This window comes from Janthinobacterium sp. GW822-FHT07A03, from assembly GCF_058798815.1.
In genome coordinates this window covers 75,481-89,290 of sequence record NZ_JBXAKW010000002.1, presented here as the reverse complement: position 1 = coordinate 89,290, position 13,810 = coordinate 75,481, and the positions used below count along the sequence as shown (strand labels likewise).

The window sequence follows — 13,810 nt, the reverse complement described above, 5'->3', positions numbered from 1 at the left end:
ATCCGGTATAGCGCGCTTAGCTGGCCAGCGCCAGCAGATCGACCACGTCCAGCCCGGCCAGGTCTTGCGTCGTATTGCCCGCAAACGCGGCGCGGCTTTGCTGGCCGTTTTTCAGCCAGGTGCGCGTGACTTCCTTGATCTGGCTCAAGGTGCAATTGAGCACGCCGGTGCGGAACTGCTGGCGCACGGCTTCCGTCGTGCCCCGCTGCTGCATGTTCCACGCCGTCAGCGCTTCCGCGTACGGCGAATGCGGCTTGTCGAGGCCCTTGATGACGCAGATGATCGCTTCTTCCACCTGCTCTTGCGAGAAAGCGCCGTCGAGGATCTGGTCGAGCGTCGTGCCGAAGTCGGCGAACGTGCCGGCCAGGCGCGGATCGCGGTAGGAACTGAGCGTGAACGTGCCGGCGCCGGCCGCGTAGCTGGCGCTGCCGCCATACGCGCCGCCTTTTTCGCGCAGGGCCGTATGCAGCACCTGGTTGGTCATCAGTTCGGCGGCCACGGCCAGGGCCGCAGCGTCCGGATTGTGCACGCCGGGCACGGCCCAGGACACGAAGCAATGGTTGATCTGGCTCGTCGCATGCAGGGCCGTGTTGGCCAGCGGCAAGGCTGCTGGCGCTACGGTTTCTGCCGGTGCGGCCGCATCTTTGCTGGCGGCCGGCAACTCGAGCAGACGTGCCAGCGTGATGCCGTCCTGCTCCAGGCCCGCGCACAGCACGGTCGGCTGCTGGGCGATGATGTGCGCGTGCAGGGTGTCGAGCTCGCGCGCGATTTCCTGCAAGCCTGCGGACGTCTTGCTCAGCTGCTGCAAACGGCGGTAGAACGGCAGCGCTGCCGGGCCGCCGACGATGTCGTCGAAGCGGCGCGTCGGCGACAGGGGCGCTGCCGACGCCAGCATGGCGTAGCGGTTGCCCGATTCGGCCAGGCTGGAGAGTTTGTCCTGCACCAGGCTTTCGATCAGGAAAGCCAGGCGCTCTTCTTCATCGAAGCGGGGCTTGGCGATCCAGGCCGACAGCACGGCGGCGATCGCCGCGTGTTCTTCGCGCAAGCCGCTGGCCGAGAACGAGAGTTCCACGCGCATCGCTTGTTGCGGGCGGGGAATGGCTTCCAGGCCGATGTGGAACGAAGGCACCATGCTCTGGCGCCAGGCGCTGGCGTCGTCGAACGACATGTCGCCCACGCCCAGTTCCGGCGCCAGGTCCGTGTACAGGCGCAGCCATGGCCACGACGCTTCCGGCAGGCCCGATACGTCGTACAGCACGTTGGCATAGCTGATGCCGTTCGAGGCAATGCTGAACGCCACGGCGCCGTCGACGGCCGGTGGAATCGGCAGGGCCGGACGCGGCAAGGCGCTGACGTCGCCCGGGCGGATGCGCGGCAGCACTTCCGAATTCGACGGCAATTGCTGGTGCGCTTCCAGCGCGGCCGACTCGGCCACGATGTGCTCGCGCTCGGCATCCGTCAGCTTTGCCTGCAGGGCGGCCAGTTTGGCGTCTTCCTGCGCGGCGCGGTCCGTGAAATAGGCGCTGTCGGGCACCACGTGCGTCGTCAAACGGGTGGGATTGGCGATCAGCTCGCGCACCAGCTGCTTGAAGAAGGCCGGGTCTTCGATCTGCTGCTCCAGGGTTTCCAGGATGGCCGCATTGTCGAAGGCATCCATGACGTTGCCGTCGTACATGGCCAGCGGCAAGGCGTGCAGCAAGCGGCCCAGGCCGTAAGGCATGCGGCCGCTGCTGATTTCGCGCTGGCTGTATTTGATATCGCGCAAGGCCGCGTGCAGCACGGCGGCGGGTATGCCCTCTTCCGCCGTTTCTTCCAGCGCCGTCCAGATGCGCTGGTGCGCATCGGCGATCTGTTCCTGCGTCAAGCCTTCCATGCCGATGTGGAACACCATCTGGCGGATGCCCGCGTCGCGGCCATTCATGTCCGATGGGCGGCCATAACCGGCCGATTCCATGGCGCGCATGACGGGCGCCGACGATTCGCCGAGCAAGCCGTGCGACAGCAGATGCGCGTGGTAGTAGGCGATCGGGTCGCTCGACTCGCCCATCAGCCAGGCGAATTGCAGGCCGAATTCATCGTCGCGGGCTTCCTGCGACGGAATCTTGACGATGTTTTCCTGCGGCGCCGTCCACGCGGGCGCCAGCTGCGGCAGGCGGCGCGGGCTAAAGCCGCTGAGCTTGGACAGCACGCGCTGCGCGACTTGTTCCTGCACGGCCGACGCTTCGATATTGCCGGCAGTCATGATCACGGCTTGCGAAGGGTGATAATGGCTGGCGTGGAATTCTTTCAGCATGGCATGCGTCAGCTCGGGGATATTCAGCGGATCGCCGCCCGATTCCACTTCATACGTCGTGCCCTTGAGCAAGGCGCTGGCGATGCCGCTGTCGAGCGCGCGCATGGGGCTGTTGAAGGCGCCCTTCATTTCATTGAAGACGATGCCCTGGTACACGAGTTTGTCGCCTTCGAACGCGTGGCGCCAGCCTTCCTGGCGGAAATTCAGGTAATCGAGATTCGGGAAGAAGGCCGCATCGAGGTACACGTCGAGCAGGTTGAAGAAATCCTTGCGGTCGGTGCTGGCGAACGGGTACACGGTGCGGTCCGGATAGGTCATCGCATTCATGAAGGTGGCCGTCGAGCGGCGCAGCATCGAGAAGAACGGGTCGCGCACCGGGTAGCGCGACGAACCGCACAGGGCCAGGTGTTCCAGGATGTGGGCGCGTCCGTCGCTCACTTCCGGCACAGTGGGAAAGGCCACCAGGAACACCATCTCAGCCTGCTCGGTATGCATGTGGATATGGCGCATGCCCGTTGCTGGCTCGACATATTGCTCGATGGTTGCCTGCAAGACTGGAATGAAGTTGCTGCTGACTTTTTCAAATGTGCTCATGCGGTATGGGATCTCTGCGGTAGGTGATTCGGAGTGTCGGTGGGGCTGCATCACATGTGGGGGCAAAGTGGCGCAATGCCAGGGGCGGGGCCACTTTGATGCCTGCGTGAAGATTTTCCCTATTGTACTAGGAGTATTCGCGCGCCGCCGCCGGGCCTTGCTTGTCGGCCGGAAAAGCAACAATGTTGCAAAATAAACTATTTTGGGACAGGTGGCGCCCCGGGATGGGGGCTTAGCGTACCATGCGCCTTTTGCACTCCAGACTGAACCGAAGGCGCCTACCTTGTCCCGACTTTCCTTTCGCCAACTGTTATTTGCCGCCTTCATTTTGACGACGGGTATCTTGACGGCTACTTCCGTGCAAGCCCTGCTGACCCTGGAGCACCTGGCGCGCCTGGGGCGCGAGACGGCGGCGCAGGCGATTGCCTTGACGGAACAGTCGCAGCGCCTGTCCGAGCGCACCCTGGCCATGGAGCGCAGCGCGCGCCAGTTCCTCGTGCTGGACGACCCCGTGTTCCGCGAGCGCTACGCGGCGGCGCGCGACGAAGCGACGGCGGCGCTGCAAGTGCTGAACCGCGCCACGCCCGAGTTTGCCTCGCAGCTGGCCGACGAGTGGACGGCGCAGGCGCAAGCGGCCTGGGAAGTCTTGCAAGCGGGTAAACGCCGCAAGCGCGATGGCCACGCCGTCGTGTACCGCGCGTTTGCCCGCATGACGCAGATCAATGACAGCCTGGCGCGCGAAAGCAAGACGGAAATCGGCAGCCGCAACGACGCCCTGCTGGCCGAGCTGGAACGCCAGCGCCGCGTGCTGGGCATGCTGGTGGGCGGCGCCGTGCTGCTGGCGGCCGTGCTGGCCACCTGCTTCGGTTTTTTACTCTCGCGTCCGCTGCGCCGCATCGAGACGGCCATCGAGCGCCTGGGCGAGAAGCGCTACGACCAGCCCATCGTCGTCGGCGGCCCGGCCGACACGCGCCGCCTGGGCCAGCAGCTCGATTGGCTGCGCCAGCGCCTGGCGGGCCTCGATGCCGACAAGGAACGTTTTCTGCGCCACATCTCGCATGAGCTGAAAACCCCGCTGGCGGCCCTGCGCGAAGGCGTGGCCTTGCTGGAAGACGAGGTGGCTGGCAAGCTCAGCGAAGGCCAGCGCGAAATCGCCGGCATCCTGCAGCAAAACACGGCCTCGCTGCAAACCCAGATCGAAGACTTGCTGCGCTACAATACCGCCGCTTTTGATGCCCAGCATCTGGCGCACAGCAAGGTGGACTTGCTGGTCTTGCTGCAAGATGTGGTGGCCGCGCAGCGCCTGCAATGGCTGGCGCGTCGTTTGACGGTCGAGGTGCAGGGCGAGTCCCTGATCGTGCAGGCCGACCGCGACAAGCTGGCGACGGCCCTGGCGAACCTGCTGTCGAATGCCGTGCGCTTCAGCCCGGAAGGCGGCACCGTGCGCTTCAGCCTGGCTTGCGAAGGCGGCCGTGTGCGCATCGATTGCATCGACGAGGGGGCCGGCGTGGCGCCCGAGGATGCCGCGCGCATTTTTGAACCGTTTTACCAGGGAGTGCGCCAGGCGGCCGGCGCGCGCAACGGCAATGGCATCGGCCTGTCCATCGTGCGCGAATATATCGCCGCCCACGACGGCAGCGTCACTCTTTTACCGCGCCAGGCTGGCGCGCATTTTCGGATAGAACTGCCCTTATGATGACGAGAACTTCCCTGGCCGGCATGGCCGCCTGCGCGCTGCTGTTGGGCGCTTGCGCCGCCAAGCCCCCCACCCAGACGCCCGTGCTGGTGCAGACGCCGCCCCGCGTGGTGGTGGTGGCCGATCCCCAGCTGACCGAACTGCTCGCGTATCAAAGCGCCTTGCGCCTGATGACGCCGTCGGAACTGGCGAAAGCGCAGCTGGACCTGGCCAAGGCCGATCATGCGCCGCACAACACGATCCGCCGCGCCATGCTGCAGGCGACCGTGCGCGCCCCCGGCGACCTGGCCCGCGCGCAAGCCTTGCTGGAACCGCTGGCCACGGCCACGGGCAAGGACGCGCAACTGCTGGCGCCGCTGGCGCAATTGCTGGGCAGCCAGTACGCGGAACTGCGCCGCCAGGAAGACAGCATCGACAAGCTCAACACCCAGCTGCGCGACGCCCAGCGCCGCAATGACTTGCTCAATGAAAAGCTGGAAGCACTGAAAAACATTGAGCGCAGCCTGTCCGTGCGCCCTGCCGCGGGAGCGGCGAAATGAGCGAGCACGCCCACATCTTATTGGTTGACGACGACCCCGACCTGCTGCGCCTGCTGACCATCCGCTTGAAGGCGGGCAACTATCGCGTGACGGCCGTGGGCAGCGCGGAAGCGGCGCTGGCGCGCCTGGCCGTGGAATTGCCGGCCCTGGTTATTACCGACGTGCAATTGCCGGGCCGCGACGGCCTGGCCCTGTTCGATGAAATCCGCCGCCAGCACGCGGCCCTGCCCGTCATTTTGCTGACGGCGCACGGCACCATTCCCGACGCCGTCGACGCCACGGCGCGCGGCGCGTTTGCCTACCTGACGAAGCCGTTCGACGGCAAGCTCTTGATGGAAAAAGTGGCGTATGCCATCAACTTGTCCACCGTCATGCCGGCACCGGCGTCCGGCGATGAAAGCTGGCGCGCCGAACTGATCAGCCGCAGTGCGCAGATGGCCGAGCTGCTGGCCGAAGCCAAGCTGGTAGCGGGGTCCGACGCCAGCATCCTGATCCGCGGCCCCAGCGGCACGGGCAAGGAATTGCTGGCGCGCGCGCTGCACAACGCCAGCCGCCGCGCCAAGGCGCCGTTCATCGCCGTCAACTGCGGCGCCATCCCCGAGCAGCTGCTGGAATCGGAATTGTTCGGCCACGTGAAAGGCTCGTTTACGGGCGCCGTCGGCAACCGCGAAGGTTTATTTCAGGCGGCCGATGGCGGCACCCTGTTTCTGGACGAGATCGGCGACATGCCGCTGCCGCTGCAAGTCAAATTGCTGCGCGTACTTCAGGAACGGGCCGTGCGGCCCGTGGGCGCCGACCAGACGCGCCCGGTGGACGTGCGGCTCTTGTCGGCCACGCACCGCGACCTCGATGTGGCCATGGCGGAAGGGCAATTCCGCGAAGACCTGTATTACCGCCTCAACGTGGTCACCTTGACCCTGCCGCCGCTGGCCGAGCGCCGCGAAGACATCGCCCTGCTGGCGAACCATTTCTTGCAGAAACTGGCGGCCAAGTACCAAAAAACCCTGAACGGCTTCGCGCCCGACGCGCTCACGGCCCTGGTGGCCGCGCCATGGCCCGGCAACGTGCGCCAGCTGGTCAATGTGGTCGAGCAAGTGTGCGCGCTGGCCACGGCGCCGCTCGTGCCCTTGTCGCTGGTGCAGCGTGCCCTGCGCGTGCCGTCGCTGGAAGCGCTCAGCTACAACGAAGCCAAGCAGCGCTTCGAGCGCGACTACCTGATCCAATTGCTGCGCCTGACGGACGGCAACGTGGCCGACGCGGCCCGCCTGGCCGACCGCAACCGCACGGAGTTCTACCGTTTACTGCAGAAATACGAGCTGACGCCGGCCCTGTTCCGGGCCGACGGCGACCCTGTCGCTGATTAGCGACAAAAATAAAGCGTTAAAAATCAGCGGCTTAGTCTGAAACATTGATATTGTTGCCACAAGCTGTCGCTGGCAGGCGACAAAAAGCCCGGTTTTTCGCGCCGGATTCGGCGGAAAGAGGCTGGAAAAATCGGATTTGAATATAAGTTGTTGATTTTGAAGGGAAATTAAAAGCTGGCACGGTGCTTGCTGTATGGGTAGATGTGACGCTTCAAAGTGTTGCTTTATCCAAGTAAGAAGCTTTTAACTTCATTGAGAGGAACTACCATGCAAACATCGAAACTGTTCAATACCCTGGTTGCCGCTATCGTACTGTCGGGCGCCTCGATCACCGCTTCGCATGCAGCTGACTCCGCACCAAAAGCACAAGCTCCTGCTGACACCGTCGTGGCCGCCAACGCCGCCGCTGCCGTCCCTGATGAAACCATCACTTCCTCGGCCAAGGCCGCCCTGAGCGCCGATGCGCAAGCCGCTGCCCTGCCGGTTAAGGTAGCAACCCAGCAAGGTGTGGTCGTCCTGTCGGGCGATGTACCGAGCGCCGAAGCGGGTGACCGCGTCGTGCAGATCGTCGCTTCCGTGAGCGGCGTGAAAGAAATCAAGAACGAGCTGAAAGTCAAAGCCGCCGGTTAATCCCTCGCGCTGTACTTTACTCCGGGTTGCCCTGTCTGCGGACAGGGCATTTTTTTGTGCCATTGCGTCCACAAGCCACGCCTGCTTCCAGGCAGGTAGCTCGGCAATAGGGTTAGAATAGCCAGCACTGGCGCCGATTCCGGCGCTTTTTGTCATCCACGGCGCAGTGTTGCACGGCTGGGCCGCTACCAGGCTACCGCATGTCTTCTTTTTCTCCCGCCGCCCTGTTGCGCAATTTGAAACCCGACAACTTCACCATCGCCCTGCTCGTCACCGTGGCGCTGGCCAGTTTCCTGCCCTGCACGGGCCAGACGGCCGTCGTCTTCGGCAATATCACCACCGTTGCCATCGGCGCCCTGTTCTTCCTGCATGGGGCCAAGCTGTCGCGCGAAGCCGTGGTGGCCGGCGTCATGCACTGGCGCCTGCATTTGCTGGTGCTGGCCAGCACGTTCATTTTGTTCCCCCTGCTGGGCCTGGCCCTGCGGCCGCTGGCGCTGACCTTCCTCACGCCCGAGCTGTACGTGGGCATCCTGTTCCTGTGCGCGCTGCCATCGACCGTGCAATCGTCGATCGCCTTGACGGCCATGGCGCGCGGCAATGTGCCGGCCGCCATCTGCAGCGCTTCGGCCTCGAATTTCATCGGCATCTTCCTTGCGCCCATCCTGGTGGGCTTGCTGGTGGCCAAGGGCGCTGAAAGCAAGTCGTCGGTCGACGCGGTATTGTCGATTGTCATGCAATTGCTGCTGCCCTTCCTGGCCGGCCAGTTCCTGCGCCGCTGGATTGGCCGCTGGGTCGACCGCCACAAGGCCATGCTGAAATTCGTCGACCAGGGTTCCATTTTGCTGGTGGTCTACACGGCCTTCAGCGAAGCCGTCAGCGAAGGCCTGTGGCACACGATCTCGGTGGAAACCTTGGTCGCCCTGGGCGTGTTCAGCATCGTGCTGCTGGCGCTGGTCCTGGGCCTGATGACCTTCATCAGCCGCCGCCTGGGCTTTAGCAAGGAAGACGAGATCGCCATCGTTTTCTGCGGTTCGAAGAAAAGCCTGGCCAGCGGCGTACCGATGGCCAAGGTCTTGTTTGCCACGCACTCGCTGGGCATGGTGATTTTGCCGCTGATGCTGTTCCACCAGATTCAGCTGATGATCTGCGCCGTGATTGCGCAGCGCTATGCGCGGCGCGACGAAGTGCAGGAAGTGCCGGCGGCGACGTCCTGAGCGAAGGTTCAGCTCCCCATACCGCGCCTGGCGCGGTATTTTTTTGCCTGCGCGGCGCGGAAAGCCGTGGATTGGTGCACCAGGCCATGGGCGAGGTACTGCTGGACAATCAGTTCAATATAGAAGTTGTCTTTCAAGCATTTTTTTGTGTTGTAATGTATGGGGCTTGCCAGCAATGATTGAAACGTCACCATGCTGCGCGAGCGGAACAGGCGCATCCAGATGAAAATAATGCTTTTTGTGGCAGTAGTGCTGCAGGGGATATGGCTCCATATGCTGACACGGCACTATGGCGCATTGCCAATTGTCATAGTTTTCTTCAGCATCATCATCATGTCACTTCGATTTCTATCTACATTTTCGGCAGCGCGCTATCGCTCCGTGCTCTTGTTACTGGGCGGCGTGTGTGGTTATCTGGGAGGATGTGCGAGCGCTTTCGCTGCGGAGATTTTATTGCGAGGCTGGGATGTTTTTGAAAGAACATACCCTGTGCAAAATTTATATTGGTTCCCGCTCATATCGATGGGTTGGGCCGTCGGTATGATATTTGCCAGTGTGACGTCGGGCCAGCGCTTGACGCTGGTTGGCAGTTCTGATCTCCAATCTGGCGGGTAATTGGCAGAACTGATTTGTATCACTGATGCAAGCGTCGAATCAGGAACCATATGCGGAAAGTATTGACTCTTATTTCATAAAAAAACGGTGAGGAAGCATGATGTCATTTGCAAGAATAATCGCCATTTTTTCCTTGACTGGATTGATTATTCCATTTCTTTCTCGGGTTGTATGGCATTTTCTTGATTACAGTCCATATTTCGATATGCAGCGCATTGTGTTCAAACTGCAACTGTTGCTTTGGCCGACGTCTGTAATGATGTTGGCAGCGGCTAACCCTCAGATGGAACCGGAAATTTTCTTCTTTTCGATGGCAGCCAATGTGGTTTTCTATGTCTTGCTTGGCACGCTGGTGTGGCTGGGATTGCGCAAGCATGGCGCTTTTTTCGCTATCGCAGGCATTGGATGGGGCGTGATATGGTGGAAACTGCTCTCGTTGTGAGAAGTAAAGAAACAAGTTTTTTGCTAGATGAATATTGCTATTGAAAAATAGAGTCATAGTCATTTTCTGCCACATGCGGGGGCACAACGCGCTTGGTAAATGGCGCCGGGCTTTAGTCTCGACGATCCGATCGCCTTTACGACATCGCAGGCGCCACCCGCAAGCGATGACGTCGCCTCTGACTAGCCTTTCAGCAACTTCTGCGCCTGCCGCAAGCCATCGACAATCACCGCGTAGGCCTGGCGCCGGCTCGCCGCATCGGCTGCGCGCAGCACGTACGACGGGTGATACACGGTCACCACCCAGCGCCCGTCGTGTTCGATGGGCGTGCCGATCAGCGGCGTCATGCTGGCCGCGCCATCCTGCAGCACGGCTTTCAATGCCGTGCTGCCCAGCGCCACGATTACCTGCGGTTGCACGCTTCGTAGCTCGTCCTCCAGCCAGCCGCGGCAGGCGAGGATCTCGCGCTGGGCCGGGGTCTTGTGCAGGCGGCGCTTGCCGCGCGGTTCCCACTTGAAATGCTTGACGGCATTGGTCAGATAGATGCTGTCGCGCGCCATGCCCGCTTCCTGCATGGCCTGGTCCAGCAGCGCACCGGCCGGGCCGACGAAGGGCAGTCCGGCCAGGTCTTCCTGGTCGCCCGGTTGTTCACCGACGAGCATGATGCGGGCGGTGTGCGGGCCTGTGCCGGGCACGGCCTGGGTGGCGTGCTGCCACAGTTCGCAGCGACGGCACTGGTCCAGCGTCGTGGCAGTCGCGCGCGCGGGCTGGGCCCGCTCGGAGTTGATCTGGATCATGGCGGCGCCCTGGCGCTGTCCCACGCTGGCCGTCTGGCCCGTGCGGCGCTCGCCGTTGGCCGCACCGCTGAGCATGGCGGGCACGATGGCGCCTTCGGGTAAATTTTTCCAGAAGCGCGCCGGGATGTGGCTATGCAGCAAGTCGGCATTCACGCGCGCGGGATTGAAGATGCTGCGGTAATACGTCAGCCACAAGGCCTCGCCCGCATCGTCGATGTCGGCCGCGCCGCGCAGCAGGGCCGGTCCCGCGTGCAAGGTGGCGCCATCCCACAGCATGCTGGCGCCGGGCGTGGCGATCATCCAGCTGATGGAGCCCATGCGGCGCGCGAAGTGGCGCGCCACTTGCGGCAGCACCTCGTGCGTGGGTTCGAACCAGGCGACGAAGCGGGGCGCGCCCTCGGCTTCGCTGCGTTCGCGGAAGCGCACGTAGGCATGCATGTCGTGCTCCTCGCGGTGCACGGCCTTGACCATGGCGTGCAGGCGCGCGCCGTCCGCGTCGGCCGGGGACACCACGTCGTGCTGGCCCAGCTGCCAGCGCCACAGCACCTGATACAGGAAGGCCCAGCGGTCATGCACGTTGAAACAGGCGGCGGCCTGCAGCAGCTCCACCAGCTGGCGGGGCAGGCGCAGCGGTGGCGCGCCGGTATCCGTGGCCTCTGGCGTGGAGGAAAACAGGTCGCCCTCGCCGGGCTGCGATTGCCAGGCCACGTCGGCAGGCGGCACGCCGCGCGCGATCAGTTCGCGTGCCGCTGCGCGCCACTCGTCGAACGATTGCGCCAGCCGCACGAACGTACTCATGCTGCCTGCAGCTCCGGCCATAAGTTCAATTGCTGCGGTGCGTCCGCCATGGCGCGGCGCAGGTGTTCGGAGGCTGTGGTGTCGCGCGCGGGAAAGTAGTCGGCCGTGATGATGAAGGGGGCAATCTTTTTCATGCTGCAGCGCAGGCGCGACAGGTCGGCATAGCGCACCTGGCGCAAACGGCGCAGGTCGACGATGCGCTGCGCGTTGCGCAGGCCGATGCCGGGCACGCGCGCGATCATGTGCTGCGCCGCGCGGTTCAAGTCCAGCGGAAAATGTTCGCGGTGCGCCAGCGCCCACGCCAGTTTCGGATCGATGTCGAGCGCCAGGTTGCCGCCGCTGGCGGGCAGCAGTTCGTTGGCCTGGAAACCATAGCTGCGCAGCAAGAAATCGGCCTGGTACAGCCGGTGTTCGCGCAGCATGGGCGGCGGTGCCAGCGGCACGCTTTTCGGGCTGTCGGGTATCGGGCTGAAGGCCGAGTAGTACACGCGCTTGAGTTTATAGCTGCCGTACAGGGTTTCGGCCGTGGCGAGGATCTGCTGGTCGTCGCTGGCGTCGGCGCCGACGATCATCTGCGTGCTTTGCCCGGCCGGCGCGAAGCGGGGCGAGCGCGGTTCTTCCGCCTTTTCATCGAGCTTGCGGCGGATGGCGCCCATGGCCAGCTTGATCGTGTGCACGCTCTTTTCCGGCGCCAGCTTCTGCACGCTGTCCTGCGTCGGCAATTCGATGTTGACGCTGAGCCGGTCGGCATAGCGGCCCGCCTGCGCGACCAGGGCCGGGTCGGCGTCGGGGATGGTTTTCAGGTGGATGTAGCCGCGGAACTGGTGCACCTCGCGCAACTCGCGCGCTACCTGCACCAGTTGCTCCATCGTGTAGTCGGCCGACCTGATGATGCCGGAACTGAGGAACAGGCCGTCAATGTAGTTGCGCAGGTAAAAATCGGTCGTCAGTTTCACCACTTCGGCCACCGTAAAGCGCGCGCGCGGCACGTTCGAGGTACGGCGGTTGACGCAGTACTGGCAATCGTACAGGCAGTAATTGGTCAACAGTATCTTCAGCAGCGAGACGCAGCGCCCGTCCGGCGTGTAGCTGTGGCAAATGCCCATGCCCGAGGCGGCGCCAAAGCCGTCCTTGCCGATGGAATCGCGCTTCGGTGCGCCGCTGCTGGCACAGGACGCATCGTACTTGGCCGCATCGGCCAGGATTTCCAGCTTGTCCGTCAATTCCATGGCTCACCTCGATATACTGTGTTTATATACAGTATATCAGGGAACTGGCCTTGTACCGGCTTGATCTGTGCAATGGCAGAACGCTATATATAAGTGTATATTACGCTCCTTGTTCACCGTTCACTTTACAAGGATACGATCATGCGCCTCACCTCCCTCGCCCGCCTGCTTGGCGCCGCCCTCCTCGCCACCGCCGCCACCTCCGCCGTTGCCGGCGAAGTGGTGGTGTCGGCCGCGGCCAGCCTGACGAACGCGTTCAAGGATGCGGCGCAAAGCTACGAGGCGCAGTATCCGGGCAGCAAGGTGTCCTTGAACTTCGCCGCCTCGGGCGTGCTGCTGCAGCAGATCGTCAAGGGCGCGCCCGTGGACGTGTTTGCCTCGGCGGACCAGGAAACCATGGACGCGGCGCAAAAGCAGGGCCTGGTATTGCCGGCCGACCGCATGGACTTCGTCGGCAACAGCCTGGTGCTGATCGTGCCGCACGACAGCAAGCTGGGCATCAAGAGCCTGGCGGACCTGACGCACAAGGGCGTGACCCGCGTGGCCATCGCCAACCCGGCCAGCGTGCCCGTCGGCCGTTACTCCGAAGGCGCGCTGAAGAAGGCGAATCTGTGGGACGCCGTGCAGCCGAAAGCCATCGGCACGCAGAACGTGCGCCAGTCGCTCGATTACGTGGCGCGCGGCGAAGTCGATGCGGGCTTTGTGTACGCCACCGACGCGGCCATCATGAAAGACAAGGTCAACGTGGTGCTGGAGGTGCCGCTCGACGCGCCCGTGCTGTACCCGATCGCCACCATCAAGGGCAGCAGCAATGCCGCCGAAGCGAAGCGCTTCGTCAGCTACCTGCAAACGGCGCCGGCGCAAGCCATTCTGGCCAAATACGGTTTTAAAAAGCCCTGATTTTTAGGTAAGCGCTCGCATGGATATCGCCTGGACCGCGCTGGCCCTGTCGCTCAAAGTAGCGGCCTGGGCCACGGCGCTCAATTTGCTGCTCGGCATCGGTACGGGCTATCTGCTGGCGCGCACGCGTTTTCCCGGGCGCGAGCTGCTCGATGCCCTCCTGACCCTGCCGATGGTGATGCCGCCCACCGTGCTCGGCTATTACCTGCTGGTGCTGCTGGGCCGGCGCGGCACGCTGGGCATCTGGCTGCAGGACAACTTCGGCATCAACCTGATCTTTACGTGGCAGGGCGCCGTGATCGCTTCCACGGTGGTTGCCTTTCCCCTCGTCTTCAAGCCCGCGCGCGCCGCCTTCGAAGCGGTCGACGGGCAGCTGGAGCAGGCGGCCCGCGTGCTGGGCATTTCGGAGCTGGCGATTTTCTTCCGCGTCACGTTACCGCTGGCCTGGCGCGGCATCCTGGCCGGCGTGCTGCTGGGATTCGTGCGCGCGCTGGGTGAATTCGGCGCCACCCTGATGGTGGCCGGCAGCATTCCCGGCAAGACGCAGACTTTATCCGTCGCCGTGTATGAAGCCGTGCAGGCGGGCCAGGACGACGTGGCCAACACCCTGGTGCTGATCACCTCTGCCGTGTGCATCGTGGTGCTGCTGTCGGCCGGCCGCCTGGCGCCCGGGCGCATCGCGCACAAATGACGCTGAGG

Annotated in this window: 13 protein-coding genes; 9 read left to right on the top strand and 4 right to left on the bottom strand. The window is 63.5% G+C overall.

The features are described 5' to 3' along the window. Window positions 1-16 precede the first annotated feature (16 nt). Window positions 17-2,887 carry an insulinase family protein gene (locus AC1RJW_RS06410; RefSeq protein ID WP_493044277.1) on the bottom strand — a complete coding sequence of 957 codons (2,871 nt, stop codon included), beginning with the start codon at window positions 2,885-2,887 and terminating at the stop codon, window positions 17-19. A 283-nt stretch (window positions 2,888-3,170) separates the two neighbouring features. Here AC1RJW_RS06410 and AC1RJW_RS06405 point away from each other — a divergent pair, with 283 nt between their 5' ends. From AC1RJW_RS06405 to AC1RJW_RS06385, 5 genes are all read left to right on the top strand, one after another. Beyond that, window positions 3,171-4,583, top strand: a complete 1,413-nt coding sequence (locus AC1RJW_RS06405; RefSeq protein ID WP_493044276.1) for a HAMP domain-containing sensor histidine kinase — start codon at window positions 3,171-3,173, stop codon at window positions 4,581-4,583. Continuing rightward, complete coding sequence (locus tag AC1RJW_RS06400) at window positions 4,580-5,122, top strand: hypothetical protein (RefSeq protein ID WP_326457871.1); 543 nt, start codon at window positions 4,580-4,582, stop codon at window positions 5,120-5,122. Before AC1RJW_RS06405 ends, AC1RJW_RS06400 begins: the two co-directional genes overlap by 4 nt. After that, window positions 5,119-6,486, top strand: a complete 1,368-nt coding sequence (locus AC1RJW_RS06395; RefSeq protein ID WP_121670765.1) for a sigma 54-interacting transcriptional regulator — start codon at window positions 5,119-5,121, stop codon at window positions 6,484-6,486. Before AC1RJW_RS06400 ends, AC1RJW_RS06395 begins: the two co-directional genes overlap by 4 nt. A 267-nt stretch (window positions 6,487-6,753) precedes the next feature. Beyond that, on the top strand, window positions 6,754-7,116 hold the full coding sequence (locus AC1RJW_RS06390; protein ID WP_034752546.1) for a BON domain-containing protein: 363 nt from the start codon (window positions 6,754-6,756) through the stop codon (window positions 7,114-7,116). A 200-nt stretch (window positions 7,117-7,316) separates the two neighbouring features. Further along, window positions 7,317-8,330: a bile acid:sodium symporter family protein gene (locus tag AC1RJW_RS06385; RefSeq protein WP_493044275.1), complete on the top strand. Its 1,014-nt coding sequence runs from the start codon at window positions 7,317-7,319 to the stop codon at window positions 8,328-8,330. Between the two features lie 8 nt (window positions 8,331-8,338). Here AC1RJW_RS06385 and AC1RJW_RS06380 read toward each other — a convergent pair whose 3' ends face one another. Beyond that, a complete protein-coding gene (locus AC1RJW_RS06380; RefSeq protein ID WP_493044274.1) occupies window positions 8,339-8,467 on the bottom strand; it encodes a hypothetical protein in 129 nt (42 codons plus the stop codon). An 85-nt stretch (window positions 8,468-8,552) separates the two neighbouring features. Between AC1RJW_RS06380 and AC1RJW_RS06375 the strand changes: the two genes are divergently transcribed. Continuing rightward, on the top strand, window positions 8,553-8,945 hold the full coding sequence (locus AC1RJW_RS06375) for a hypothetical protein (protein WP_493044273.1): 393 nt from the start codon (window positions 8,553-8,555) through the stop codon (window positions 8,943-8,945). 97 nt (window positions 8,946-9,042) lie between these two features. Continuing rightward, entirely contained in the window at window positions 9,043-9,387 is a 345-nt protein-coding gene (locus AC1RJW_RS06370; protein ID WP_493044272.1) for a hypothetical protein, read from the top strand. Between the two features lie 182 nt (window positions 9,388-9,569). On the opposite strand, the gene AC1RJW_RS06365 is transcribed toward AC1RJW_RS06370, so the two are convergent. Then, window positions 9,570-10,982: a UdgX family uracil-DNA binding protein gene (locus AC1RJW_RS06365; RefSeq protein WP_493044271.1), complete on the bottom strand. Its 1,413-nt coding sequence runs from the start codon at window positions 10,980-10,982 to the stop codon at window positions 9,570-9,572. Next, complete coding sequence (locus tag AC1RJW_RS06360; protein WP_493044270.1) at window positions 10,979-12,211, bottom strand: putative DNA modification/repair radical SAM protein; 1,233 nt, start codon at window positions 12,209-12,211, stop codon at window positions 10,979-10,981. Before AC1RJW_RS06360 ends, AC1RJW_RS06365 begins: the two co-directional genes overlap by 4 nt. A gap of 141 nt (window positions 12,212-12,352) precedes the next feature. Here AC1RJW_RS06360 and modA point away from each other — a divergent pair, with 141 nt between their 5' ends. Beyond that, window positions 12,353-13,111: a molybdate ABC transporter substrate-binding protein gene (modA, locus tag AC1RJW_RS06355; RefSeq protein ID WP_493044269.1), complete on the top strand. Its 759-nt coding sequence runs from the start codon at window positions 12,353-12,355 to the stop codon at window positions 13,109-13,111. 19 nt (window positions 13,112-13,130) lie between these two features. Next, the gene (modB, locus tag AC1RJW_RS06350; protein WP_046681783.1) at window positions 13,131-13,802 is read left to right on the top strand and encodes a molybdate ABC transporter permease subunit; all 672 of its coding nucleotides are present in this window, start codon (window positions 13,131-13,133) and stop codon (window positions 13,800-13,802) included. Window positions 13,803-13,810 lie beyond the last annotated feature (8 nt).

Coding starts and splice junctions, on each gene's coding strand:
- modA (WP_493044269.1), top strand. CDS start 12,353: ATGCGCCTCACCTCCCTCGCCCGCCTGCTTGGCGCCGCCCTCCTCGCC.
- AC1RJW_RS06385 (WP_493044275.1), top strand. CDS start 7,317: ATGTCTTCTTTTTCTCCCGCCGCCCTGTTGCGCAATTTGAAACCCGAC.
- AC1RJW_RS06400 (WP_326457871.1), top strand. CDS start 4,580: ATGATGACGAGAACTTCCCTGGCCGGCATGGCCGCCTGCGCGCTGCTG.
- AC1RJW_RS06390 (WP_034752546.1), top strand. CDS start 6,754: ATGCAAACATCGAAACTGTTCAATACCCTGGTTGCCGCTATCGTACTG.
- AC1RJW_RS06410 (WP_493044277.1), bottom strand. CDS start 2,887: ATGAGCACATTTGAAAAAGTCAGCAGCAACTTCATTCCAGTCTTGCAG.
- AC1RJW_RS06370 (WP_493044272.1), top strand. CDS start 9,043: ATGATGTCATTTGCAAGAATAATCGCCATTTTTTCCTTGACTGGATTG.
- AC1RJW_RS06375 (WP_493044273.1), top strand. CDS start 8,553: ATGAAAATAATGCTTTTTGTGGCAGTAGTGCTGCAGGGGATATGGCTC.
- modB (WP_046681783.1), top strand. CDS start 13,131: ATGGATATCGCCTGGACCGCGCTGGCCCTGTCGCTCAAAGTAGCGGCC.
- AC1RJW_RS06360 (WP_493044270.1), bottom strand. CDS start 12,211: ATGGAATTGACGGACAAGCTGGAAATCCTGGCCGATGCGGCCAAGTAC.
- AC1RJW_RS06395 (WP_121670765.1), top strand. CDS start 5,119: ATGAGCGAGCACGCCCACATCTTATTGGTTGACGACGACCCCGACCTG.
- AC1RJW_RS06365 (WP_493044271.1), bottom strand. CDS start 10,982: ATGAGTACGTTCGTGCGGCTGGCGCAATCGTTCGACGAGTGGCGCGCA.